This window comes from Synechococcus sp. R50.1 (genome assembly GCF_047462115.1).
GTDB lineage: Bacteria > Cyanobacteriota > Cyanobacteriia > Thermostichales > Thermostichaceae > Thermostichus.
This window is the reverse complement of the sequence record NZ_JANSIN010000030.1, coordinates 1-24,925: the sequence shown is the minus strand read 5'-3', so window position 1 is coordinate 24,925 and position 24,925 is coordinate 1. Positions and strand designations below refer to the sequence as shown.

Annotated in this window: 22 protein-coding genes and 1 pseudogene; 5 read left to right on the top strand and 18 right to left on the bottom strand. The window is 58.5% G+C overall.

The genetic code is table 11. From position 1 onward, the window contains the following. Positions 1 to 14: 14 nt before the first annotated feature. On the bottom strand, positions 15 to 1,394 hold the full coding sequence (locus NW870_RS08845; protein ID WP_414374915.1) for a homoserine dehydrogenase: 1,380 nt from the start codon (positions 1,392 to 1,394) through the stop codon (positions 15 to 17). Between the two features lie 174 nt (positions 1,395 to 1,568). Next, positions 1,569 to 2,384: a GvpL/GvpF family gas vesicle protein gene (locus NW870_RS08840; protein ID WP_414374914.1), complete on the bottom strand. Its 816-nt coding sequence runs from the start codon at positions 2,382 to 2,384 to the stop codon at positions 1,569 to 1,571. Between the two features lie 233 nt (positions 2,385 to 2,617). Here NW870_RS08840 and NW870_RS08835 point away from each other — a divergent pair, with 233 nt between their 5' ends. Continuing rightward, positions 2,618 to 3,244 carry a DUF3318 domain-containing protein gene (locus tag NW870_RS08835; RefSeq protein ID WP_414374913.1) on the top strand — a complete coding sequence of 209 codons (627 nt, stop codon included), beginning with the start codon at positions 2,618 to 2,620 and terminating at the stop codon, positions 3,242 to 3,244. Here NW870_RS08835 and surE read toward each other — a convergent pair. Then, positions 3,167 to 3,973: a 5'/3'-nucleotidase SurE gene (gene surE / locus NW870_RS08830; RefSeq protein ID WP_414374912.1), complete on the bottom strand. Its 807-nt coding sequence runs from the start codon at positions 3,971 to 3,973 to the stop codon at positions 3,167 to 3,169. The two genes, NW870_RS08835 and surE, sit on opposite strands and share 78 nt — an antisense overlap. 175 nt (positions 3,974 to 4,148) lie before the next feature. Between surE and gap the strand changes: the two genes are divergently transcribed. Beyond that, positions 4,149 to 5,165: a type I glyceraldehyde-3-phosphate dehydrogenase gene (gene gap / locus NW870_RS08825; RefSeq protein ID WP_414374911.1), complete on the top strand. Its 1,017-nt coding sequence runs from the start codon at positions 4,149 to 4,151 to the stop codon at positions 5,163 to 5,165. 59 nt (positions 5,166 to 5,224) lie between these two features. Here gap and NW870_RS08820 read toward each other — a convergent pair whose 3' ends face one another. The 3 genes from NW870_RS08820 to NW870_RS08810 all read right to left on the bottom strand — a co-directional run bounded on the left by NW870_RS08820 (position 5,225) and on the right by NW870_RS08810 (position 7,542). Beyond that, on the bottom strand, positions 5,225 to 6,511 hold the full coding sequence (locus NW870_RS08820; RefSeq protein ID WP_414374910.1) for an AmpG family muropeptide MFS transporter: 1,287 nt from the start codon (positions 6,509 to 6,511) through the stop codon (positions 5,225 to 5,227). A gap of 197 nt (positions 6,512 to 6,708) precedes the next feature. Then, positions 6,709 to 6,966, bottom strand: a complete 258-nt coding sequence (locus NW870_RS08815) for a DUF3146 family protein (protein WP_414374909.1) — start codon at positions 6,964 to 6,966, stop codon at positions 6,709 to 6,711. 234 nt (positions 6,967 to 7,200) lie between these two features. Next, positions 7,201 to 7,542 (bottom strand): DUF3155 domain-containing protein, encoded by a 342-nt coding sequence (locus tag NW870_RS08810; RefSeq protein ID WP_414355581.1) that lies wholly within the window; start codon positions 7,540 to 7,542, stop codon positions 7,201 to 7,203. An 819-nt stretch (positions 7,543 to 8,361) separates the two neighbouring features. Here NW870_RS08810 and NW870_RS08805 point away from each other — a divergent pair. Beyond that, complete coding sequence (locus NW870_RS08805; protein WP_414374908.1) at positions 8,362 to 8,853, top strand: DUF4168 domain-containing protein; 492 nt, start codon at positions 8,362 to 8,364, stop codon at positions 8,851 to 8,853. Here the strand turns inward: NW870_RS08805 and NW870_RS08800 are convergent. Both NW870_RS08800 and NW870_RS08795 read right to left on the bottom strand, forming a co-directional pair. Continuing rightward, positions 8,843 to 10,726, bottom strand: a complete 1,884-nt coding sequence (locus NW870_RS08800; RefSeq protein WP_414374906.1) for a response regulator — start codon at positions 10,724 to 10,726, stop codon at positions 8,843 to 8,845. The two genes, NW870_RS08805 and NW870_RS08800, sit on opposite strands and share 11 nt — an antisense overlap. Positions 10,727 to 10,735: 9 nt before the next feature. Continuing rightward, positions 10,736 to 10,882, bottom strand: a complete 147-nt coding sequence (locus tag NW870_RS08795; protein ID WP_414374904.1) for a hypothetical protein — start codon at positions 10,880 to 10,882, stop codon at positions 10,736 to 10,738. Between the two features lie 70 nt (positions 10,883 to 10,952). Between NW870_RS08795 and NW870_RS08790 the strand changes: the two genes are divergently transcribed. Continuing rightward, positions 10,953 to 12,425 carry an NAD(P)/FAD-dependent oxidoreductase gene (locus tag NW870_RS08790; protein WP_414374902.1) on the top strand — a complete coding sequence of 491 codons (1,473 nt, stop codon included), beginning with the start codon at positions 10,953 to 10,955 and terminating at the stop codon, positions 12,423 to 12,425. On the opposite strand, the gene lpxB is transcribed toward NW870_RS08790, so the two are convergent. The 9 genes and pseudogenes from lpxB to NW870_RS08745 form a co-directional block, all read right to left on the bottom strand. Beyond that, positions 12,422 to 13,630 carry a lipid-A-disaccharide synthase gene (gene lpxB / locus NW870_RS08785; protein ID WP_414374900.1) on the bottom strand — a complete coding sequence of 403 codons (1,209 nt, stop codon included), beginning with the start codon at positions 13,628 to 13,630 and terminating at the stop codon, positions 12,422 to 12,424. The genes NW870_RS08790 and lpxB overlap by 4 nt on opposite strands. Before the next feature lie 26 nt (positions 13,631 to 13,656). Further along, on the bottom strand, positions 13,657 to 14,634 hold the full coding sequence (gene lpxA, locus NW870_RS08780; RefSeq protein ID WP_414374898.1) for an acyl-ACP--UDP-N-acetylglucosamine O-acyltransferase: 978 nt from the start codon (positions 14,632 to 14,634) through the stop codon (positions 13,657 to 13,659). A 259-nt stretch (positions 14,635 to 14,893) separates the two neighbouring features. After that, positions 14,894 to 15,394, bottom strand: coding sequence for a 3-hydroxyacyl-ACP dehydratase FabZ (gene fabZ, locus NW870_RS08775; RefSeq protein ID WP_414355588.1), 501 nt, complete (start codon positions 15,392 to 15,394; stop codon positions 14,894 to 14,896). A gap of 182 nt (positions 15,395 to 15,576) precedes the next feature. Further along, positions 15,577 to 16,458, bottom strand: a complete 882-nt coding sequence (gene lpxC / locus NW870_RS08770; protein WP_414355597.1) for a UDP-3-O-acyl-N-acetylglucosamine deacetylase — start codon at positions 16,456 to 16,458, stop codon at positions 15,577 to 15,579. 14 nt (positions 16,459 to 16,472) lie between these two features. Continuing rightward, positions 16,473 to 17,054 carry a hypothetical protein gene (locus NW870_RS08765; RefSeq protein ID WP_414355589.1) on the bottom strand — a complete coding sequence of 194 codons (582 nt, stop codon included), beginning with the start codon at positions 17,052 to 17,054 and terminating at the stop codon, positions 16,473 to 16,475. Positions 17,055 to 17,289: 235 nt separating this feature from the next. After that, positions 17,290 to 18,297 (bottom strand): annotated as a pseudogene (locus NW870_RS08760) (RRXRR domain-containing protein). Positions 18,298 to 18,487: 190 nt separating this feature from the next. Beyond that, a complete protein-coding gene (locus NW870_RS08755; RefSeq protein WP_414374896.1) occupies positions 18,488 to 19,570 on the bottom strand; it encodes an electron transfer flavoprotein subunit alpha/FixB family protein in 1,083 nt (360 codons plus the stop codon). 221 nt (positions 19,571 to 19,791) lie between these two features. Next, positions 19,792 to 20,616 (bottom strand): electron transfer flavoprotein subunit beta/FixA family protein, encoded by an 825-nt coding sequence (locus NW870_RS08750; RefSeq protein ID WP_414331223.1) that lies wholly within the window; start codon positions 20,614 to 20,616, stop codon positions 19,792 to 19,794. Positions 20,617 to 21,095: 479 nt separating this feature from the next. Beyond that, positions 21,096 to 22,178 (bottom strand): ABC transporter substrate-binding protein, encoded by a 1,083-nt coding sequence (locus tag NW870_RS08745; protein ID WP_414374894.1) that lies wholly within the window; start codon positions 22,176 to 22,178, stop codon positions 21,096 to 21,098. Positions 22,179 to 22,448: 270 nt separating this feature from the next. Here NW870_RS08745 and argS point away from each other — a divergent pair, with 270 nt between their 5' ends. Beyond that, positions 22,449 to 24,245, top strand: coding sequence for an arginine--tRNA ligase (gene argS / locus NW870_RS08740; RefSeq protein WP_414374920.1), 1,797 nt, complete (start codon positions 22,449 to 22,451; stop codon positions 24,243 to 24,245). 283 nt (positions 24,246 to 24,528) lie between these two features. On the opposite strand, the gene NW870_RS08735 is transcribed toward argS, so the two are convergent. After that, positions 24,529 to 24,798: a hypothetical protein gene (locus NW870_RS08735; protein ID WP_414374892.1), complete on the bottom strand. Its 270-nt coding sequence runs from the start codon at positions 24,796 to 24,798 to the stop codon at positions 24,529 to 24,531. Between the last annotated feature and the right edge of the window lie 127 nt (positions 24,799 to 24,925).

Here is a 24,925-nt window from a genome sequence, read left to right as displayed (position 1 = left end):
TGGATCTATAGCAGCTAGCGCAGCACCCGAAATAGGCTGGGGATCCCGGCCACCTGGGGCAGTTGTTGGATCTCGGCCAGCGCCTGTCGGCAATCGGCCTCGCGGACGGTGTGGGTGAGGATGACGATCTCCGCCTGCTCTTGGTGACATTCCTTTTGGGTAATGCTCTCCAGGCTAACCCGGTGGCGGCCAAAGCAGGTGCCAATCGCCCCCATCACCCCCGGCTGATCCTGGGCCAATACCCGCACGTAAAACTCCGACTCCAATTCCGAGAGAGGGATCAAAGAGGCGGCAGCAGGAAAGCAGGGGAATCCCCACAGCGGATTGGGGGTATGAGCCCCCGTTTGCCGGTGGGCAATCAGGGTCAGCAGATCGCCGACAACGGCGCTGGCAGTCGGCCCCCGCCCCGCCCCCGGCCCCGACAGCACCACCTGACCCAAGGGATCCCCCTGCACCAAAACGGCATTGTCCACGCCGTTGATGTTGGCCAAGGGGTGGGTAGAGGGCAGAAGGGTGGGGTGAACTCGGATGTCCAAGGCCATCGTGTTGCTCCGCAACGCTGTCGCGACCGCCCCTTCCCCGTCATCCAAGGGCTCCGCCCCGCTAGCGCGAACAGGATGGGCCCTTGCTGCTCCGCAATGCTGACGCAACTGGGCGATGGCCAAGAGCTTGAAGGTGTAGCCCCACTCGCGGGCATAGCGAATGTCGGTGGGGCTGATGCCGCGGATCCCTTCGCAGGGGATGGCTTCCCGCTTCACAGACACCCCGAAAGCAAGGCTGGCCAAAATGGCGATCTTGTCGGCGGCATCCCAACCTTCCACATCGGCGCTGGGATCCGCTTCGGCGTAGCCGTGGGCCTGGGCCAGGGCCAGGGCTTCCTCAAATGAGCTGGCCGCCTGGGTCATCTGGCTGAGGATGAAGTTGGTGGTGCCGTTCACAATGCCCCAGACCGCCTGGATGTGGCTGGCCTGCAGGGACTGTTGCAAGGGCTGCAGAATGGGGATCCCGCCCCCAACTGCCGCTTCCAAGAGCACCGAGACTTTGGCTTGGGCTGCCGCCTGAAAGATCTCCTCCCCGTGGCGGGCGATCACCGCTTTGTTGGCTGTGATCACCGGTTTGCCGTGGTCAAGGGCTTTTAAGATCAAGGTGCGGGCCGGCTCCAAGCCCCCCATCAGCTCGATGACCACGTCGATTTCCGGATCCGACACGATTTGCTCCAGATTGGTGGTCAGGCGCTCAGGCGGGATCCGCACTTGCCGTGGCTTGTCCAAAGAGCGCACCCCCACCGCCGCAATCTCAACCGACTGCAAGAGAGGATGCCGGGGTTGCTGCAGAATTTGCACAACACCCGTGCCAACCGTGCCCAGCCCCAATAGCCCAACTCGATAGACCACAACTGTTCCTCTTGCCTGCTCATGCCCTGTGAGGGCTCTGCCCCGCTGACGGGAAGGGGAAGCGGACGGACTCCCCTCACCATTATCAAGCTTAGATCTACGCTCTGCTAACGCGACCGCGATCCTCGTGCGGAGCACTTTGAACGGTGTCGGCCACTCCAAAGTTGGGATCTATCACCTGTCGGCCAGGGGATCCCGCAGGGCACGGACAAAGTGATAAGGGGGCAAAGGGGCGCTCCAATCCAGTTGCCAATGGGGGTGCTGATCCAGCCAGGTTTGGGTGAGCTGAGCGGCGGCTTCCCACTCGGCAGGGGTGAGCAAAAAGTAAAGCCGCAAGGCTTCTCCTGGCTGGGGATCCCCCCTTTGCACAGGCCAGGTGGAAGGCCAAAGCTGCTGTAGGGCTTGCTGCTCCTGCTCTTGCTGCTCTTGGGCTTGTCGTTGCTGGAGATAAGCTTGCTTGCGGGCCAACAGATAGGCTGTTCCGCTCAGGGAGGACTGTGGCTCCGGTTGGGGCTGAGGTCGAACCCTTCCTTTGAGACAATACTCGGCCCGCCCCCCAATGGCTGCCAGGGCTTGTTCGTATTCCGCTTGCCGGGACAGCAGGTGGGATCCCAGCTTTTCTGCTGAGAGGAAGCAGGTGCCGAAGCGCAGGGGCAGCACCGGCATCTGGGCGAACAGTCGGCAGATCACCTGGTCGTGGCGCAGGGCAGAGCGCACCAACACCTCATCCGAGACTTGCAGCGACTCTGGATCCTGCATCGGCTCCACAGCAGCGGCAATTCGGCTGCCTGTCGGGGAGAACACCTGCACCGACCGATGGATCCCCTCGGTTTGCCGGATGAAGGGCAAAAGCTCTGGCGCTGGCTGCAGGAAGAAGGCGTACGTGTAAAGGGGGCTAAAGGATTCCGTCCCGCTACCGCGAACGGCACTCTGCTCATTCCCGTCAGCAGTACGGAGCACTTGGGGTTCTGGCTGAGCTGGGAAAGTCATGGCCTCAGATTTGAGACAGATAGGCTCGCCTTCCCAGTCTACGCAACCTAGGATTGGGATCTAAGGACTCCGTCCCGCTACCGCGAACAGAAACCCATGGAGTTCTACGGCCAGCCTGGAGATGCGATAGACTAACCTCGCATTGGTTCTACACAGGGCTGTGGTGTCGGGGGCCGGAACAGCGCCCGTGTTCAGGCGGGCTCCCCGCCTCAATGCCCCTAACAGGTGAGGCCATGAACAGCCGCCCAGATTTCAAATCCTTTGAAAAAGAAGAAACCGAACGGCTGCGAGATCTACTCCCCGCTTCCTTCCGACCCTTGATCAGCGTCGTTCCCCACTTCGGGGGTGAAGCCCTGCTCATCTCCCGCCGCAAAGCCCCTTGGCAGCCCCAGGGCACCATCGCCATCGATTTTCGCCGTTGGCAAGGGATCCCTCAGCCGCAGCGGGATCTGTTGTTTCTGCGGGAGGTGGGCTGGCTGGACAATCGCAACTGGCTGCAGCCGGGGTTTTACCAGTCGCTGGCCTTGTTCGGGGGCATCACCACTGTTGCGGAGCTCTCTTTGCAGCACCCCTTTTCCGCTCTGTTGGCAGGTGGCATTACAGCTCTCTCCGTCCGGCAGATCTGGCAAAACCTGAACCGGGAGAGCGCCCATTTCGATGCCGATGAATTTGCCCTGCGCCGTGCCCAGTTCCGCGGCTACACCCGACAGGAGGCCGCTCAACACCTGGCAGATGCCATAGAACAGGTTCTGAAGCTGGATCCCACCGATATCCTGACGGCGCTACGGCTGCAACGGCTGAGAACCATTGCCCGCAACCTGGCTTCTACCCCCCCCAGCGGAAACGCCTGGTCGCGTTAGCGGGACGGAGTCCTTGGCCAGTTGCACTTGGGTAATGGCCACCCGACCGGAGAAGCAGATGTCGGTATCGGTTTGGGGATCCCGAGCGCGCTCCGCATAGCGGCCCTGATAGCGAAACCACAGCGACTCTGCCCCATTTCCCTCGGCTTCCACCGCATAATCGAGCGGCAGGGGTTGGGTGCAGAGGGGACAATAAACCCGCTCCGGCAGAGGGGATCCGGCGGGCAAGTGGGGCAGGTTCACATTCCAAAACGCCCCCCTGGGCAAAGGTTGTTCCATCAGCTCCGCCAAGATTTCCCGCGTCCACCGCTGGGCCTGCTCCCAGTCGATGGGTTGGCCCCCTGCTCGGTATTGGGAAATGGCAATTCCCGGGATCCCGCGCATCGCTGCTTCCCGTACCGCCGCCACCGTTCCCGACAGGTACACATCCGATCCGAGGTTTCCCCCTTCGTTGATACCGGAAAGCACCCAATCCACCGCTGGGGCCAGCTTGAATAGGGCCACCCGCACACAGTCGGCAGGGGATCCCTCGACGGCAAAGGTGCGCTCGCCGCGGGCCAAGGCCCGAAAAGGTCGCCCCGTTGTCACCTGGTGGCTGCAGCCGGAAATCGGTTGGTGGGGGGCCACAATCCAACAGTGTTCTTCCGGGATGAGGGCGCTGAGGGCCAACTTGAGGTTGGCCAGCCCGGCAGCCTCGATGCCGTCATCGTTGGTCAGCAATACCTTCATTCCTACTTTTCCCTTCTGCCGGCAACTTCTTGGGTGAGTCCCAGTGGCAAATCTGGAGATCTTGGGTGCAAAAGCGATGGGGATCCCGTTCTTCTTCTACCCTATCCCTAGGGGGGCAGCGTCTCCCATGCCGCGTCCCCTGATCCATCGTATAAACTGATACCGGAGGATTGCGATGACCACACGGGTAGCCATTAACGGATTTGGTCGCATTGGGCGGGCCTTCCTGCGGGTGCTGCTGTCTCAGCCAGCTCCAGAGCTGGAGGTGGTGGCAGTCAATGACCTGACCGAACCCGACAACTTGGCCTACCTGCTCCAGTTCGACTCGGCCTATGGGCGCCTGCCCCAAACCGTGAGCGCGGTGGACGGGCATCTGCAAATCGGCAACCACCTGAAAGTCCGGGTTTTGGCAGAGCGGGATCCGGCGCAACTGCCCTGGAAAGATCTAGGGGTTGACCTGGTGGTGGAATCAACCGGCTTGTTCACCAAACGAGACGGGGCCGCCAAACACCTGGAGGCCGGGGCCAAAAAGGTGATCATCTCTGCTCCTGCCAAAGGCCCCGACTTGACGGTGGTGATGGGGGTCAACGATGACCAATACGACCCAGAGCGGCATCACATCATCTCCAATGCTTCCTGCACCACCAACTGCTTGGCGCCGCTGGCCAAGGTTTTGTTGGATCGCTTCGGCATCGAGACCGGCTTTCTCACCACTTGCCATGCCTATACCGCCACTCAGGCAATTGTGGATCGCCCGGATCCCAAAGATTATCGGCGGGGCCGCTCAGCAGCAGTGTCGATCGTGCCTTCCACCACCGGGGCCGCCACGGCAGTGGCCGAGGTTTTGCCCGCCCTGAGAGGGAAGATGGATGGCCTGGCGTTGCGGGTACCCACCCTGACGGGCTCGATTGTGGACTTTGTGGTGCGTACCGAGCAGCCCATCACCAAAGAAGCCGTCAACCAAGCCTTTATCGAGGCTGCAGAAGGCCCGCTGCGCGGCATCCTGGCCATTGCTCCGCCAGAGATCGTCTCGGCGGATATTGTCGGGGATCCCCACTCTTCCATTGTGGATTTGGGATCCACCATGACCTTAGGGGATCGCACAGTAAAGGTACTCTCCTGGTACGACAACGAGTACGGCTATGCCGCGCGGCTGGTGGATCTGGCGGCCAAAATCGGGGCTGCGCTGTAGGCGGCCATCCTTGTTGCGTTCAAGGCAAGGCTATTAGAACCGGATTTGCGGTGGGGCAGTTACGGTTCAGATGCGGTTGTGGCCGGGGTTGCAGGCGATGAAGGGGGGCCGAGCCACAGCAGGATCACCATCGCCGGAGCAGCTGTCATCGCTGTAATCAAATAAAACAAAGGCCAATTGACTGCAGCCGCCAAATAGCCCGACACGGCCCCGGCCAAGGTTCCCCCCACGGCAAATACACTGGTGAGCAAAGCATACTGGGTGGCACTAAATTGCCGATCGCAAAGGCTCATCAAAAAAGCCAGAAAAGCAGCCGTGCCCATGCCCCCGGCCATGTTGTCGAAAATGGTTGCCCCCAGCAGCAGCGGATAGTTTTGCCCCACCAACCCAATCGCTCCCAGGCCCAAATTGCCGATCCCTTGCAAGGCTGCGAAAATGAACAGACAGCGGTAGGTGCCGATGCGGCTGACCCACTCCCCCCCCACAAAAGCCCCCGCCAAGGTGGCCAACAAGCCTATCCAACTGCGGATAATGCCCAGATCGCTGGTGCTAAACCCCGTCTGCAACAAAAATGTGGGGGTCATTTGCCCTGCCAAGCTATCCGGCAACTTGAAGCAGACCACAAACAGCAGGATCGCCCAGGCCAAGCGGTGCCGCCAAAAAGATTGAAACGGCTCGATGATGGCCGACCGCAAAGAGGTAGGCTTGAGGGCGCTGTTTTCCGGCTCAGGGGCCAAAAACGAGGTAATCAACCCGATCAACATCAGCAGCGCCATGATCCCGTACACCTGCCACCAGGGCAAATAGTCCGCCAAGATCAAACTCACGCCACTGCTGACCAACAGCGCGATGCGGTAGCCGAATACAAAAATCGCTACCCCTGCCCCCATCTCCCGCTCTGCCAAGATATCGGTACGGTAGGCATCCACCGCGATGTCCTGAGAGGCGCTCAAAAAAGCCACCAGCAACCCCACCAGAAAGATCGGGCGGGTGAAAACCGTGATTCCCGGCCAAGTCTGGGCCAGCTCTTCCCATCCCAGAGCTTCCAGCCAGGTTTGGGTCGGATCCTGAAAACCCAGTAGCCCTATGCTGAGCAGCAACAGCACTTGGGTTAGGGCCATCCACCCCCGCCGCCGACTGCCCCGCAGGGATCCCGGTGCCGGCAACAGAAATCGATCCAGAACAGGCGACCACAGGAACTTGAAGGAGTAGGGCAAATTGAGCAGGTTAAACAAGCCGATGGCAATGGTGGTCAAGCCCGCTTGGGTCAGCCAAGCATTCAAGGTGGTGTTGATCAACAGCAGCGGCAAACCCGAAGAAAATCCCAACAGCAGCAGGACGCCCATCTTGGAGCTGCCGTAGACCCCCAACATCCGCCTCAAGACGCTTGTCCCTGCCTCAATCATGACCAGCCTTCCCCACCATCCTGTCCATTCTCAGGGATCCCTGTATTCCCAGTCACCCTAACAGGTGCCTTCCAATGCTCAGCCCCGGTCTTTGGTGCTGGGCAAAAGCTCTGCTCAGATCTGCTCAGATTGAGAGTTCACAAGCTGCTGCGAATCACAAACGAGTAGTTGCTGCCCGGTTCCAGCAGATAGTCGGATTTTTCCAGAAAGCGGCTCAAGGGCTCGCAAATCAAAGCTCGCCCCACAGAAGGCTCCACTCTGAGTTCCCCGGCCCGAAAGCACCAGCAAAAGCGCCAAACCCAACCGTTGGCGTTGACTTCCCCCTCAATGGCCCCCTCTTGCCAAGAGCGGCGGGTAATTTGGACATGGGCAGTGGTTTGAGGCAGTCGGCTCATCCGGCATCTCCCGACGGGATCCCTTGTAGGGTAGCGCGTGGCTCCCTCGCTGCCGCCAGCAGATCCAGCATGGGGAGTGAGGTATCAGAAGCTCAACCCATTGAGTGAAAGGGATCCCCTAAATAGGGTCAGTTCTTTTGATTTTCTTGATTTTCTGAGAGCGGCTGCAACAAACCCCCCAGGGTAGGGGGGCTGTTTCCTGAGCTCCTGCTAATAGGAAAAGCTGGTCAGAGGCTAGCGAGCGGCAGTTGCAAGAACCTTTGAGGATTTTTTCTCCGGCTTCTCAGCCGCAACCTCCGCTAGCAAAGCTCGCAGGCTGGGAAAAAGGAAGTGGTTTTCCTCGACATATTGCGCGCCGAACAACCCCTTCTCCGCCCAAAAAAACCGATCAACGGTATGCTCATTTCGCCGCACCAAAATCAGCGCGGGGGGCTGAATAGACTTTTCCTGAATATACTTTCGAGCAGCGGTTACAGACTTCTCTTCACCACTGTCCAGATTAAATTGAGGAATGTGATCTAAAATTTTGCGCCCTTCCAGACGACGGCGACTCTTACGCTTTCTTCTCCTAACCAATGTAAGCCTCCTGTAGAAGGATGACCGAACAACCGCAACCGCAAAGAATATATCAGCGCTGCTTAAGAAAAGCAATAACTTTTACCCATTTTTGTTATCATCTTTTACAAAGGCAATAAAGACAGCAGTCGCCCTCAAAGCCCTTGAAGGGTTACTTATGGACGCGCCCAAAAAAATCTAATCGGGAACCTTTCTCCGAACAAAAAATCCTCCAACAATCGCCTGCAAAGAGAGCTGGCGATTGGGCGTTTGCTAGGTTGACTGCTGATATTGATAGGGGATCCACGGGCTCTGACACCTGCGAAGAAAGTCAGATGCCGATGTGGGAGATCCGCATCAAATCTGGCCCCTAGCCTAACATTAACAAAAACGATACTCAACAGAACATATACCTAAGCTCAGCTTCAAGACAACCCCCTTTGGGCTGAAGTGCTAAGTCAATTGCCAATGCTGCAAGTCTGGAGCTGCTCAACCGAGGAGAGAAAGGGGCACTCCGGTGCCGGGCTACCGTTGAACAGCGCATGTAAGACTGTACAACCAACTTCTTGTTTCTACAAGAGATCCACTGCAGATCCCCAGCATGTCCACACAGCCCTTTCGCGAGTTCATCCTGGGAGCCCTGGAGTGAGGAGTTCTGGTACCGTAGGGATTGGATAGATCCCGCGCCAGGTGACCGGCAAGCTGGAATGGGCTTGATGGGCTGCCAGGACTGCGTTGAACCGATTAGACGGAATTCAGGCATCTTGCTAGTCTGGCTTCAGGTTTGGCTGCACCTCAAGGGCTTAGGTCTATCTTGTCTGGGTTTGGGGAGTTTTGGGCATGATGAAATTCGCGTTGCTGATGGGTCTGGGACTCAGCCTGGGATCCCTGCCGGCTTGGGCACAGGGAGCAACCCCGTCGCCTGGCCCTGCTGCAACTGCCTCTCCGACTTCGGGGGGGGCTCCGGCCACAGCAACTCCTAGCCCTGTGGCATCTCCAGCCCTGACCCCAGAGCAAGTCACCGATGCCCAGGTGGAACAGTTGGTGCGGATTTTGTTGGAGTTGGATCCCCTGATTCGGGAAGCCAGCGCCCAACTGCGGGAAACCCAGAACGAGGAAGAGTACGAGCAAATTATGCGGCGCACAGAAACCCAAGCCAGCCGCATTGTTGAAGAGCAAGGGCTGACGGTGCTTCAATACCGCGAATTGATGACCTTGGCCAACGAAAATCCTGTTCTCAACCAGCGGGTTCGGGCCCGCTTGCAAGAAGTTTTGCAGGAAGGGGAAGCTTCCAACTCTCCAAAGCCGGCCACCCCGACGCCTACACCCTAGGCTGAGCTGGCTTGCCTTGGCCAAAGACAGGGAGAACCTGAGGCAGCCGCAAAGTAAAACAGGTGCGATTGGCCTCGCTGTTGAGGTGAATGCTTCCTTGCAACAGGCTTACCCGCTGCCGCACAAGGGCCAACCCCAACCCTGTCCCCCCTTGCCGCCAGGGATCCGCGCTGGGCACCCGATAGAACTTCTCAAATACCCGCTTTTGCTCTTCCAAGGGAATGGTTACGCCGGTGTTGAGGACTTGGATTTCCAGGTGGTCGGGATGGTACATGGCCTGAAGGCTGATCAGGTGCTCAGCAGGGGTGAATTTACATGCATTTTTCAGCAATTCCGCCAGCACCGACTTTAGCACTCCCGGCAGAGTAAAAATGGCAGGCAGTCCTGGAGGGATCCCAAGGCTGAAGCGCTGATGGCGGCTATGGGCCTCCTGAGCAAAGGGCTCCGCGATCTGGGGCAACCACTCTTGCAGCTCCAACCAGCAGGGCCGCTGTGAACCGTTCGCGTTAGCGGGACGGAGTCCCTTGAGCACCTCTAACTGCTGCAGTTCCAGCAGATCCTCGACCAGTTTGATCTCCCGCTCGCATTCGTTGTCCAACACCTTCAAGTACTGAGAGATCTTGGCCGGATCCGGGGATCGGGCAGCGCCCTGAGCAGGCAGCAGAACGGCGCTGAGCAGGCGGATGGCCATTTTCATGTTGGAAAGAGGAGTGCGCAGCTCGTGGGACACCGTGCTAAGGAAGTCATTTTTTAGGCAATCCAGCCGCTGCAATTCCTGTACCTGGCGATCCAGTTGGGCGGTGCGGGCCTGTACCTTTTCTTCCAGGGTGCGGTTCAGCTCCTGAACCTGTTGGAACAATTCCGCCTGCTGAATGGCAATGGAGAGGTGATCGGCCAAGGCCAAGATCAGATCCTGATTGGTGGCCAACCAACCGGGACGTGCCGTTTTCAGTTGCAGGCACAGGCTGCCCCAAAGGGTGGGGTGGGTCGGGCCAGATTCGGGGTTTTCGCCACCGTAGAGCGGTACCAGCAGCCAACTGCCAGGATAGGCTTTGGCCATGGCAGAGATGTAGACCCAGTCTTTGGCTTGGTCGGCTGCCTCCAGCAACATCACTTTCCCCTGCTTCAGTTGCTGGGCAATGGGGCTTTCGGAATCGGGAATGAGACAGCCCAGGTAGCCATCCTGTTGAGTGCTGTACTCGGAGACAATGCGCCAATGCTGTTGCTGAGGCTGATAGATGCTGATGCTTACCCGATCCGCCTCTAGCAGATGGCCTATCTCGCGGGTGACGGCAGCAAGGATTTGATCCAACTGCAAAGAAGTGGGAATGGCTCGGACGATGCGGTTCAGGGCTTGCTCGCGGGCCACCTGTTGGCGTAGGTTCAACAAGTTCTGGCGGGCCTTGATCAGGTGTTGGATGCGCTGACGCATTATCGGCCAGTGAATGGGCTTGGTCATGTAGTCGCTGGCTCCGGCAGCAAAGGCTTTGTCTACGGAAGCTTGATCCTCGAGCGAGGTAATCATCAAGCAGGGCAGATTCGCATCCAAAGCCCGCAGGCGGCGGCAACACTCGAACCCATCCGTGCCGGGCATGAGGGCGTCCAGCAGGGCAATTTGAGGCTGAGTTTGACCGAAGAGCAGCAAGGCTTGGTCGCCGTCTTCAGCCTCTGCCACTTGATAGCCTTCATGAACCAACAGGTGGGTCAAGTACCCGCGTATGCATGGGTCGTCATCGGCCAACAGTACTGTCGGCGAAGCATTTGTCAGCAGATGTCCAGGATTGGGGATGGGGGGAGATTGCACAAAATTCACTCCACAGAGTCGGCCATTCGCGACGGCGGTGCGAAGCACCAAGGCTTTCTTTGCACACAAAAGGGATCTCTAATCTGTCTCCAGCTTAATCTTTCGCGTTAGCGGTGCGGTTCCCGACGGGGTGCCGTAGGCATAGCACTTTCGCGCCCAGGCCGGGGATCCCTTGAACAGACCTATTTCCGTTAGGATTGACGAGGTGGTGTGAGAAGTTGCCATGACTGTTTCTGAGAACATTTCTGAGGAAATGACCCCACTACCAGATGGTACCTCAAGGCAGCTATCCAGAGTGCAGTCCACAGTGGTGATCGGGGCGGGGCCAGCTGGATTGAGTGCCGCCTACGAGCTGAATAAGCAGGGCTACCCGGTAACGGTTTTGGAAGCGGATCCGGTGCAGGTAGGGGGGCTATCCCGCACTGTAACCTACCAAGGCTATCGCTTTGATATCGGTGGACACCGCTTTTTCTCCAAGTCGGCGGAAATTGAGGCTCTGTGGACGGAGATTTTGGGCTCGGAAATGCAGGTTTGCCGTCGGCTTTCCCACATTTTTTACCGAGGTGTTTTCTTTGATTATCCAATTCGACCTACGGATGTTTTTGCCAAACTGGGGCCAGGGTTTACCAGTCTCTGTCTGCTCAGTTACCTAAAGGCGCGCCTCTTTCCCAGGCCCAATCCTGTATCTTTTGAAGATTGGGTCATTAACCAATTTGGGGAACGGCTGTATCGCACTTTTTTTAAGACCTACACCGAGAAAGTGTGGGGGATCCCTTGTCACGAGATCAGCGCCGACTGGGCAGCCCAGCGGATCAAGGGTCTGTCGATGGCTTCTTTGATCCGTAAAACCTTTTTCCCCAACCGAGAGGGGGTGATCAAAACCCTGATCGATCGCTTTCGCTATCCTCGCCTAGGGCCAGGCCAGATGTGGGAGCGCGTTCAAACCTTGCTGGCAGAAGCCGGGCAGCCGGTACAACTGGATCGCAAGGTTACGGCAATCCACTGGAACCGGGCCGGAGTTCAAGCTGTACAAGCCTGTTCTCAAGGGGGAGAGACCTTTTGGGTGACCGGCGAGCAGTTCATTTCCACCATGCCGCTGCGCTCTCTGGTGCGGGCTTTGGTAACTGCAGCACCGGAGCCGGTGCGAGAGGCTGCCGAACAACTGCGGTATCGGGATTTTTTGACGGTGGCTTTGCTGGTGGATGAGCCCAACCTATTTCCAGATCACTGGATCTACATTCACGATCCCTCGGTGCGGGTGGGGCGTATCCAAAACTTCAAGAATTGGAGCGCGGACATGGTTCCGGATCCCTCGGTCACCTGCTTGGGTTTGGAGTATTTTTGCTCAGCGACGGATCCCTTTTGGGGACAAACCGATGGGGATTTGATGGCCTTGGCAACGCTGGAATTGCAGCGGTTGGGCCTGCTGGGGAAGGCAAAGGTTTTGGGCGGCACAGTCATTCGCGCCCCGAAAGCCTACCCGGTTTACAATCACGGCTATCAAGCTCACATCCAGACCATTCGAACCTTTTTGGAAGAAGCACTGCCCAATTTGCAGGTGGCAGGCCGCAACGGCATGCACCGCTACAATAACCAGGATCACGCCATGATGACGGGCCTTTTGGCCGCTCGCAACATTGTGGCGGGGGAACGGCGCTACGATGGGTGGCGGGTCAACCAAGATGCTGAGTATCTGGAAGAGGCGGATTCAACAGCAGCCTTGGCGGGAGGACGGGCCGTGCCCCAGGTGCTGGGTCACCGGAGCTAGCGGCAAAAGGGATGCCGCTGGGGGCCGGCTGCGCCATCCAACACCTCTAGGATGGCCTTGGCAGCGCGAGCCAGAACGCCGGGTTCTCCTAGGGCTGCCCGCATCGCGGCGTAGTCGGCTTGCAGTTGGGCTTTGCGTTCGGGCCGAGTTAGCAACTCCAGTGCCAGTTGGGCGATCTTCTCCGGCTGGGCCTGCTCCTGCAGCAACTCCGGCACAATGGGGCGCATCTGCACCAGGTTGGGCGGAGACATGAAGGGCACCGACACCCTCAGCCAATGGCGGGCGATCCAGAAGGTGATGGGGTTAAGGCGATAGATCACCACCTGGGGGATCCCTAAGATGGCCGTCTCCAAGTTCACCGTGCCCGACTTGGCCAACACCAAATCAGCCGCTGCCAAGGCGAGGTGATGAGCTTTGTGGGGGGAGAAGAAGGGCAGAGCTTGGGGATCCAAAAGGGTGAGGTTGAGCTCAAGGCGGCGGGCAGCCCGCGCAATCGGGGCAGCAAAACGGGGCGAGGCCAGGGGCACCCAAAACTGCGCCTGAGGCAGGTGAGCTTGCAACAACTGAGCCGCCTTGAGCAAGACAGGCAGAACCGAGCGCAGCTCTTGCCGACGCGAAGCCGGCACCACCACCACCACCGTGGCTTCGGCAGGGATCCCCAACTGGGCTCTGGCGGCAGCACGGCTGGGCACAGCGGCCAAAATATCCAACAGGGGATGGCCCACATACTGGACATGGGCTCCTGCCGCCGCGTAGTAGCGGGCTTCCTCAGGGAAAATCGCCAACATCAGCCGCATCTGCTGGGCCAGTTGGTAGGTGAGGCGGGCATCCTGCGACCACACCCACTCTTGGGGAGCAATGTAATAGACGGCAGGGATCTGCCGCCGTTGCAGCAGACGGGCAATGCGGCTGTTGACGCCGATGTAGTCCACCAGCACGGCCACATCTGGCGGGTCTTGGGCCAAAAAGCGGCGAATCTTCCACTCCGTCCAGAGGGCGGGGCCGACAAAGGGAAGAGCCTCTAAAATGCCAACAGAGCTGATCTCGGTGGTGCGGTGCAACAGACGGGCCCCCGCAGCAGCCATGCGCTCCCCTCCCACGGCGGTGATGCGCAGCTGAGGGCGTTGGCGCAGCAATTCTTCAATCAGATGGCTGGCCTGCAGATCCCCTGAGACCTCGCCCGTGCAGATGAACAGGTGGCTCACTAGAGCTACGCTCCCGACCCCAATCTTTAGTCATCCAGCTCTGAAGTGCTCTGCACCGGCGGATCTTCCCCCCTCCCGCGCAGGGCCGGCAGAGGGCCACGTCGTTGGGGCTGGGAGAGGGAGTCTTCCAAAAATTGCAGCAGATGTTGCAGGGATCCCGTCTCGTCCACCCACTCTTTCCCCTGTAGGGAAAGGACATGGCGCTCTCCCTCCGCACCGCTGTTACAAACGACACACAGGCTGCTGCGCAGTGTTTGCAGCGCTTTTTCCAAAGGCAACCCTGAGCGGTACAAAAATCGGTAGACCTGCCGCAGCAAGGGCAGGGATCCCTCCATCCCTTTGGCTCGCCGCAACCCCACCAAATTCAGACCGCGAATGCGGGCTGGATGTCCTTCCACCAACATGTAGGGGGGAACGTCGCGGTCAACCCGGCTCATCGCCCCCACCATGGCCAAGCGCCCGATGCGGGTGAACTGGTGGATCCCGACCATGCCGCCGATGCGGGCTTGAGACTCGATGTGGATGTGGCCGGCCAAAGAGACAGCATTGGTAATCACCACCTGATTTTCGATGACGCAGTTGTGGGCGACATGGGTGTAGGCCATCAGCAGGTTGTGATCTCCGATCAGGGTGGCTTCCCCTTCATTGGTGGCCCGGTTGATGGTGACAAACTCGCGGATGCGATTGCCTCTGCCGATCACCACTTGAGAGGGGGCGCCGCTGTACTTCAGATCCTGAGGCTCGGTGCCCACAACTGCTCCCGGAAAAATGTGGTTGTCCTCGCCGATTTCCGTCCAGCCATCGATCACCACATGGGCTCCCACCACCGTATGGGCAGCGATACGAACATGCTCGCCGATCACCGCATACGGGCCAACCTGCACCGTCTCGTGTAGCTCAGCTTTCGGATGGATCACCGCGGTGGGATGAATCCGCTCGCGTGAGCGGTGCGGCGCACTTGCAGAGGCGTTGGGAGTGGATCCCGCTGAAGCGAACGAACTCATTTCCAACCTAGCCAGCAACTGTGGTTACGCTCCCAACCCCGCGAAGGATCACCAAGGCTTGACTCCGGGGGAGATCAACCTTAGAGCTACGCTCCGCCATCGTGACCAATAGGCTGCCACCCCAACGCAGCAATATGTCTACCGTATCCCGACAGAAAGGCGCAAGCAGTCCCCGAGCCATCTCCCTATGCCAACACTTTATCTCAATTGGTGAGAAGACCCACAGCAGAGCGCCTCTCGGATGGCCGCTGTTTGTCCCTCAATCCACCAGGGAAAACATCAGTTCCCCCTCGGTCACCAGTTGCCCTCCCACCTGAGCGCGGCAGAACATCTTGCCAATGCGCCTCTGGCGAATGGTGAGCAAGTCGGCAGAGAGCAGCAGTTGATCCCCCGGCAGCACCGGGCGGCGAAAGCGAACACCATCGATCCCGGCAAACAGGGCCAAGCGCCCGGCCACGTCCGGCAACTTGGTCAACACGATCCCCCCTACCTGGGCCATAGCCTCGACGATCAGGACGCCGGGCATGATGGGTCGGTTGGGGAAATGCCCCTGAAAAAAGGGCTCGTTGAAGGTGACGTTTTTCAGGCCCACTGCCCGTTGCCCCGGTTGATACTCCACAACCCGATCCACCAGCAAAAAAGGATAGCGATGGGGCAAGATCTCCAAAATCTGCTCCGTTGTGAAGACAGGGGGAGCAGTTGCCAATTGAGCGGCTGCCTCAGCCGAGAGAAGGGGAGGAGGGGAGACATCAGAGGCCATGGTGAACCCGTGGAGACAGAAGACAAAACTGAAACCCCGGATGGGGAGGAAGCAGGCCAGAACTCAGCCAAAAGAGCACCCAGGGATCTACGGAGAAGAGATCAAGAGATTCCAATAGAGCGGATCCCCTTGAAGAAAAGTGCTCGGCACCGCTGTCGCACCTGAGGATGGCAGGGTTGTGGCTACGCAACCGGATCTCTTTCTCCCCCTTGCTCTTCATGGATCAGCAGGGATCCACTCTTGAGCAACTGCTCGGCCAAACGGTGGTGCAGGGCATGGCCCGCCTTGTAGGCCACAATGTGCCCCTGCAGTCGGCAGCCCAGGAGGCTGAGATCTCCTAGTAAATCTATCAGCTTATGGCGCACCGGCTCATCTGGGTAGCGCAATGGCCCCAACCACTCGGTTTGGCTACAGACAATGGCATTTTCCAGGCTGCCCCCCTGGATTAGCCCCCGTTCCCGGGCCAGCTCCACATCCTGCTGGCGGGCGAAGGTGCGGGCCGGCGCAATGGACTGGACAAAATCCGGCCTGTTCTCCCTCCAGCTCAGCCACTGTTCTCCAATCGGGCAATCGGCAAAATCGATGCCATAGGTAAAGCGGGCTGTAGGATGGGGGAGGGCGCTGACAAAGGCTTCCCCCGCCCAGACAGTGACCGGTTCTTGGATCACCCCCAGCAGGGCTGGCTGATCTTGGGCCTGGATCCCGACCTGGGCAATGGCCTCTACAAAGGGCAGGGCAGAGCCATCCAGAATCGGCAGCTCTGGCCCCTCCACCTCGATGCGGCAGTTGTCAATGCCCAGGATGTAAAGGGCGGCCAGCAGGTGTTCCACCGTCTGCACTTGAACAGAGGGGGATCCCTGCTGCAGCAGGGTGCAGAGATGGGCAGGGGCCAGGGATCCCAACTGGGCCGGGATCTCAGGGGATCCCGGTCGATCCACCCGCACAAACACCCGACCGCTGCCGACAGGAGCTGGATGCAGGCTGCAGCGAATCGGCAGGCCGGTGTGCAGGCCAACGCCTTCCAGAGAAATAGAGCTGGCTAGGGTGTGTTGCCGGCCTCTCATCATGCTCCGCACCGCTAGTGCAAACGCTCTTGGCCCCGGTCGAAAACGCGGTAATACAGCTCCCGATAGCCCACGCGCAGGTTACTGCCGGCATCTGCCAACTTGGCTTTGTGACTGCGGGTGCCGTAGGCGCTGAACACCTCGTAGGTATCTCCCTCAAAGAAAAAGGAAGAGACATCGGACACCTCTTCGCCCCCCAGCAACTGCCAGCGCCCCTGGCGAAACTGCAGCCGGTAGTGGGCTCTATCCAAGCTGCCGGAAGGACGGTCGATCATGGCGTCGATGCTGCCCTCGTAGAAGGGCTCTGCACCACCATCGTGAACCGACACCTCCACAGCGATATCTCGGTAACGGCAGTTGGGCCGGTTGCACAGGCGAATTGAGCGCATGGCCTCGGCAATGGCTTCCAGCCGCTGCCGCGCTACGGTCAGGGAAAGGTGCTCTATACCCCCATCGCGAGCGAGCTGGGGCGACACCTGAGCCGCCTCTGCCACTGTGGAGGGCAACGAATGGGCAGCCAACGCCGGGGATCCCCAGCAGCATCCCACCAACACCAGACAGATCAAGCTCAGCCAACAACGGTATGCGGATCCCATGAACACAATCTATGACCAAGAAAACTGGGTTGCAAGCCCTGCCCTAGGGCCTACGGCCCGCTGACGCGACTAGGGCGGCTTTGTGCTATGGCGCAGTGTCAACAGGAAAAGTATCTGGGAGTTCATCCCAGCAGTTGGGGTCATGGCATCCCCCACCACTCGCAAGAGTGGTGTAGCCCAGGAAGTGGGAATCATCCTGCAACCCGGAAAAGAATCCCTGCCCTTTAGGTCGGCTTTATTTGTTTCTTCTGTAGAACCTCCAAGAACAGAAGCTCAAACACTTTACGTCTTCTTTCCTGGCGCTCTGGGTTAGCCTTTTCCCATCCTCCAACCGATGCAGACTTACTCTTCCAGCAGAACTGCCTCCGACAAAGGTGAGCCCAAACTTGGGGTGGCGCACTAAACTACCCCGCCTCAAACCTAAGCTCAGCATACCCCCGTAGGAAAGTCTTTTCCCACCTTTGCCCGGTTGCAAACGATGCAGTTGACGACGATGAAACCGCAGAGGAACGACCATAAGCATCTGCTGATTGTCCGGCTGCAGGTGCCCCCCGGTCACGGAGTTGGCTAACACCCACGCATCCACGCAGTGGGCCGCAAACACTTCGGCGGTCTTTTTGTTGGTTTTCTGCAAACCCAAGGCATCCCGCATCTGCTGGGTTTCCCACCCTGAGCGGGTTAGTACCTGTCCCAGATTGGCTAGCTGCCGATAGAACCATTGCTTACCCACCTCTGAGGGAGAGAAAGACACGTCCCAGCGGCGCTTGCCACGGGTCTTCGCCTTAATGTCCTCAACCACAAATACGGATACGGGAAACAACTGGCTTAGCCACCGAGCCAGACGTAGCTTCCACTGCCAGCGAGCCTTGGTGGAAGGGGGCAACCCACCCCTGGCGCGATTAAACCTGGGTTGACGACAGGGCGTTTGGCGATACCGTCGCGCTCGACGCATGATGCGCCGTTGTTCGACATGCTCCTTCACCCAGGTGACCGCGTCCGCTTGGAGGTTCAGGTAGGTCTGTGCGGCGGATTTAACCGACCACCCCTCTTTCTTGCTCCCTGGGTCAATGCCGACGGCTATGGGTTGGGTTTGCCGGTCAGAAGGCTCCACGTTAAGCCGGACTCAAAACACCCCTCTCTTCCAAAAGGGAGTAGCCTTGCCGGTCTTAATCCACCTTCTGGCTCGACTGGGTGTGGTCGGCATGAGCGGGTTTTGGTTGTGGTCTACGACAGGCACAAACATGCGGTAAGTCTCCTACTCGGAGTATGTACGTCCCTTCGCCACTGACCAACGTAGAGGTAGCCAACTAGGGAAGCATTCGCTACGTACTGTGGGCTGCCACGCCCAGTCGGCTCAGTCCCCTTCAATCGCCCTCCATGACTGGGTTGCTTGGGCAGGCTAGTCTTTCCTTGCCCTTGGGGTTTCAGGCTGGCTAGACCTTACTTCCACAAGCCCCCACCTTTAGCTGGGGGTACTTGACCTGCTGGATCTGACGGATCAGTTCGGGTACCACCTGGTAGAGATCCCCGACGATACCGTAGTGGGCAAATTTGAAGATGGGGGCAGAGCTGTCTTTGTTGATGGCGATGATCGTCTGGGATTTGTCCATGCCCACGCGATGCTGGATGGCTCCGGAAATGCCGCAGGCAATGTAGAGCTGAGGTCGGACGGTCTTGCCGGTTTGGCCCACTTGATGGGCGTAGGGGATCCACCCAGAATCCACGGCCTTGCGGGAGGAGCCGACGGCGCTGTTGGGAAAACAAGCGGCTAACTCCTTCAACAGCTCAAATCCCTCTGGGGATCCCAGCCCGTAGCCGCCGGAAACGATCACCTTGGCGCGGGTGAGATCTACCGCCTGGGACAGGTTGCGCACCGTTTCCACAATCTGCAGGCGCAGATCGCCGGGATCCAAGTTGACCGGCACCGGGATCACGTCCCCCTGGCGGGATCCATCCCAGGGCAGAGGCACCATCACCCCTGGGCGCACCGTGGCCATTTGGGGGTTTTTCCAGGGGCCAAGGATGCGAGCCTTGAGAGATTCGCCAAAGCTGGGCCGGATGGCATAAAGGCAGTCGGGGAAGAGGCCGGACTTGCTGGGATCTTTGCTGTTGGTGTACTCGAAGGGGCCAATGTCCAGCTCGGTGCAGTCAGCGGTCAGGCCGGTCTCCAGGTGGGCGGCCAAGCGAGGGGCCAGATCTCGCCCGGTGGTGGTGGATCCCAGCAGGATGGTGTGGGGTGGTTGGGGCCAGCTTTTGATCAAGTCCGTGATCACCCGGCGGTAGGGCAAGGTGCGGTATTCGGCCAACTCCGGATGATCGGCGATGAAGACTTGATCTGCCCCGTGGCCGATCAGAATTGGGGGCAAGTGGGCAATGTTGTATCCAAGCACAAGAGCGCTCAAGGTGGCTCCCAGCTTATCGGCCAGCCGCCGCCCGGCCCCCAACAACTCTAAGCCGATGGGCTGCAATTCCCCATTCACCTGCTCCGCGAAGACCACTATCCGCTTGCGATCCATAAAACTGTGACTCCTAGGTTGAGATCGGGATTGAATCGGGTCGAGGGCAATCTTGGGTGTTGCAATTGCGACGAGGTCAGCAGAGTCTTTCTGAGTTAACTTTTCACTGCCCAAAACCGGGAGCTTTCGCCGGCTAGCCACCCTGGGATCGATAGATGAGACGATGAGGATTGAAAGGTGATGGAGATAAGAATTGGCCAGAGGGATGCAAGGCAGAAGATCTAGGAAGTTGCCGCGTAGCGGAAGAGGTCAACGGCCTGGGTCAGTTGGTTGACCAGTTGGGGGACGGACTGCCCTTGAAAGATCTGACAGTTGCCGCCAATTTCCCCCACTTTTTCGGTGGCAGCCACGATGGTCGGAGATCCCTTGAGACCGCAGCGCTCCGGGTCTGCCCCCACATCGTCCAAGTTGAGGATCTGGATCGCCTCGGCCCGTGCCGCCTCATCCCGCATTAGCCGCTGCACCCGCTGCACACCCCGTAGAGTGGGGTAGGCCAAACGCCGAGCGGAATTGGCCACCGTAATCAAAACCGGCAGGGGCACCATTACGATTTGGGATCCCCCTTCAATGGCCCGCCGCGCCACCAGGATCCCATCCCGAATCTCGAAGGCTTCGCAATAGGTGACCTGAGGGATCCCCAACCGCTCCGCCAACTGCGGCCCCACCTGGGCCGTATCGCCGTCGGTGGTCTGGAGCCCGCAGAAGATCACATCGGGCCGGCCAGCATAGCGAACCGTCTGGGCCAGAGTATAGGCAGTGGCTAGGGTATCGGAAGCGGCCAAGCGGCGGTCGGTCATCAAAATACCCCGATCCACCCCGTGGGCAATGGCCTCGTAGAGCACCTCAATGGCCGGGGGTGGCCCCATTGTAATTGCCGTTACTCTCGCCCCGTGTTGCCGTTTGGTTTGCAGAGCTGCTTCCAGTGCATAGCGATCAAAAGGGTTTAACATCCGCTTGGCCTTGGCGCGATCGATCGTGCCGTCACTGTTGATGCCGGCCTTGGCGTTTTGATCGGGAACTTGCTTAATCAGAACAAAAGTTTCCAAGGGCCTAAACTCCCTAGTGATCCCCTCCAGGTTAAAAGGGATCCCTGAGCACCACAAACTTATTCAGCTTTTTTTCGGGATCGGAAAAGCTATCTCGACTTCAAGCACCCCTAAGCTACTCTTCCCAATACATCTGTTTCTCAGGTTTGATTTCATTGACATGCTCCCCATGCCCAAAGGCAGGGGCCTTACGGCGTTCTTGGGTAACCCTAAACAAAGTTCGAGACACTCCCCTACTGCTCCATGCCGCTTCCGGTCTCCCATCCACCAACGCGAACAGGTCTCCCGTCGGCCTCTTTCGGGAGCAGCCTGGGATCCCTGCCACGAAAAGCTTTGGGGATACTTCGCGGATGAGGGATCCAATAAGGACGCAGACCGCACCTGCAGCCAGAAATAGCCTCCCAGCAAGCAGGATAAGTTGGCCTGCACCGGCAAGCCAATAGACAGAGGCTTCAAAATCGTTGCTGGCCTAACCCAGATTATCCAATCATCCGCTCAGACTTGGGTGGGAGCAGACTTCCATCAAACACTTGCTCTAGAGAGGGCTTAGTGGGCAAGCCAAAGCCATCCACCACCTGAGCAATCGAGGTTTCCATACGAGCAGGCACTACATCCCCCAAACCAATTTGTCGCACCTCATCGGTAACAAACAGGCGCGGCATTGCCAGGGTAAGGCGCAATTTCTCAATTGCCGTATCCAGCACTTGTCCGTCGGCCTTGGCTTTGTCCAGAAGGGCCAACATATTGCCATCGGTATCACGAATAGTGTCTTGCCAACCCTTGACATAGGCCCGCAAGAAAGCTTTGAATTGCTCAGGCTTCTCACGCAGCAATTGCACACGAGTGATGAGCGCATTGCCATACAGCTCAAGGCCGTAGTCGTTGTAAAGGAAGGGAACAATATCTTCCAGCTTGACCCCGCCCCGCACCAAATTGGGCATGGCCGAGGTCATAAAGCCGCTGATTGCATCCACCCGACCTTGGATGAGGAAAGGTTCGCGCAACTGCGGCTCCATAGTTACCCACTCCACCGAGCCCGGATCGATGCCGACTTGCTTGGCAAAGACCGGCCAGAGCCGACGCGGCGCATCCCCTGCCGGTGCTCCTAGCTTCTTGCCCGCCAGTTGGGCCGGCTCCCCAATGCCCTTATCTTTCAAGGTGTAGATGCCAAAGGGAGAGCGATTGAAGTGGACATAGATCGCTACCAAGGGCACGTCCGGATTTTTGGCATTGAACTCGATCATGGAGTAGGGATCCCCTTCCCCCAGGTCGTACTGGCCAGCGGCAATCTTGGTGATGGAATCGGCGGAGCCATAGCCGCGCTCGTAGGTGACCTCCAGCCCCTCTTCGGCGAAGTAGCCCTTCAAGATCGCCGTTACAAGGGGGGTATCCATCGAAGAGGGCAACCAAGAGAGGGTAAACTTCAGGGGCGTCAGTCCCTGGGAAACCAGAAGCGGCCCGCGGCTCTGAGCCCTCGCCTTTAGCCCTCCAACGGCAACCCAAGAGGCAGCCGCAGCAGCAGATTGAAGGAATTGACGACGCGACGATTTCGGGATGGACATATCTATATGCTCCACAGCACCTGGCTCAGTAGGGATCCGCAAACGGGAATGCGGCAAACAATGGAGTGAAGACTATAAGCAACCAACTTAGCAAGGCGGAGTCAAACTTCTGTATTTGAGGATACCTTTACCTGCTGGGGGATCCCCTTTTAGCCAAGGTGAGAACTCTGCCTTGGTCATGGCCGGTTCGTTGCCGGTATGATAGTGCTCCTGCTGCCGCAGGGATCCCGATCGCCATTGCTCTTAACTCACGTGTATCCCTCTTCAACCATGGCCATCCAATCCCCTTCCACCTCCCTGGTTCGCTTTCTCGCCGGTGCTGTATCTGAGGCCATTCGACAGGCAGCAGAAGCAGGCCAACTGGGATCCCTGGCTCCCCCACAAGCCGCAGCCATTGCCCCCGTGATCCAGATCCCCAGCGACCCTCGCTACGGCGATTACGCCTGTCCCACCCCCCTGGGCATGGCCAAGCTCTGCCGCCTAGCACCGGCCCAGATCGCCCAAACCCTGCAAAAACACTTGGATCTGCCGGACATCGAAACTCAGGTGGCGGGAGGAGGGTATCTCAACTTCCGGCTGGGGGATCCCTTTTTGGCCGAGCGCCTGCAGGAGCTGCTGCATCTGGGAGAAAACTTCGGCAAAACAGCCACCCCCCATCCCGAGCGCATTCTGCTGGAGTTTGTCTCCGCCAACCCGACGGGGCCTTTGCATGTGGGCCATGGGCGTTGGGCTGCCGTCGGCTCCACAGTGGCCAACCTGCTGCGCTGGACGGGGCACCAGGTGGAGCGGGAGTTTTACATCAACGATGCCGGCAACCAAATGCGGCTCCTGGGCCAGTCCCTCGAGGTGCGGGTGCGGCAACTGCAGGGGGAAGACATCGCTTTGCCGGAAGATGCCTATCACGGCACCTACTTGATTGAGATGGCCCAACGTCTCTTGGAGCAGGTGAAAGCCGGGATCCGCCCTCTGCCCACCACCCTAGAGGAGTACACCGATTTTGCCTATGGGGAAATGCTGGCCTGGCAAAAGCAGACCCTGCAACAACTACGCACCGAATTTGATCACTGGTTTAGCGAGCGCCGCCTGCACACCCCCGATCCCCAGACAGGCCTGAGCGCCATCCAGCAAGCTTTGCAGGAGCTGCAAGAGCGCGGCTTTCTCTACAAAGCCAAAGCACCGCGGGGTGAGGATCCCAAGCCAGGGGCCGAAGAGGCCGTCTATTTCAAAACCCAAGAATTTGGCGACGACAAGGATCGGGTGGTGCAAAAGGCCGATGGTTCGTTCACTTATCTAGCCGCCGATATTGCCTACCATCGGGATAAAGTGCAGCGGGGATATCACCGGCTGATCAACATTCTTGGCTCGGATCACCATGGCTATATCGGCCGCTTAAAGGCGGCGGTGGGTGCCTTCAGCCCAGATGTCAAGCTGGAAATCTTGATTGGACAATTTGTCAAATTGTTCAAAACCGACCCGCAAACCGGTGAGAAAACCGAAGTGCGCATGTCCAAGCGCACCGGCAACTTTGTCTCACTCAATGACCTGATCGAAGATCCAGAAATTGGCGTGGGGGTCGATGCAGCCCGCTGGTTTTTGCTTAGCAGCAGCATGGACAGCCCCATCAACTTCGATTTGGATTTGGCCGTCAAGCAAACTTTCGATAACCCGGTCGTGTATGTTCACTACAGCCATGCCCGCTGTTGCACTCTGCTGCGGCGGCTACAGGAAGAAGAAAAGGTTGAACTGACCAACAAAGTCCCTTTGACGGAGCAACAAAAACTGCCCTACAAAGAGCCAGAAGAGCGGGCCCTGCTGCTGCGCTTGTTGGCCTTGCCGGATGAGCTGATCGCCGCTGCCGAAGAGCGCGCTCCCCACAAGATCATCCGCTATGCAGAAGCCATCGCCGCCGATTTCAACAAGTTTTACGACAACTGCCGTATTTTGCCGCTCTTGAAAGAGGATCCCCTTTTGGCCCAAGCCCGCATCCAATTGGTGCAGGCCACGCAGCAGGTTTTGTTTAACGTCCTCACCGGCATTCTCGGCCTGAGCGCGCCGGAGTCTATGTGATTTACGAAGGAGTGCCGTAAGGCCCCCAGCTCACGCTCTGGGCGGAAGCCAGCTATAGCGGTCGCGAGTAGGTCAATTGCAATAAACCGTTCCACAACGCATAGTCATTTATCTCACCGTCAAGGCGAAACAAACGACCGGTTGCTTCCTGCTAAGGCCTCTGGCCCGCTAGCGCGATCAGTTGAAATAGATGGTAATAAAAACCACGACTGCTATCAGCCCCTTTGATTCCGGTAACGCCGATCCCCGTCTCGATGAGGGAGAGGAGATAGGGCTCAAGCGCCTAAGTTTCGACTCTGTGGGCGCGCAAGAGCAAGTTGGTTCCCAAGTCCTCTTGGGCTGCCCAAAAGGCGCAAATCCACCACGAAACCTCGTCTTGGCGATAAATGCCACAGGTGAAAGGATAAGGTTGCAAAATATTCGCCATCTGCGCTAAGGCCGGAACTTCCGCCATGTAGTCGGCCCACACTTGGGGATCCAAGGCTTCGTAGGTGAAATCGGAAGGAAAGAATGTGCAACTGGATTCCAGGCTGGGCCGGTTGGTCAGCAACAATTGAGCAGGATCTGAGGATTCACAGCCCAAGCGATCCCCGATCTGAAAGGTCAGCTAGAAATCGCAGGAGCCCCGCACTGTACCCGTAGGGTCACTGCCGGGAGGAATGCGCTTTGATGAAGTACAA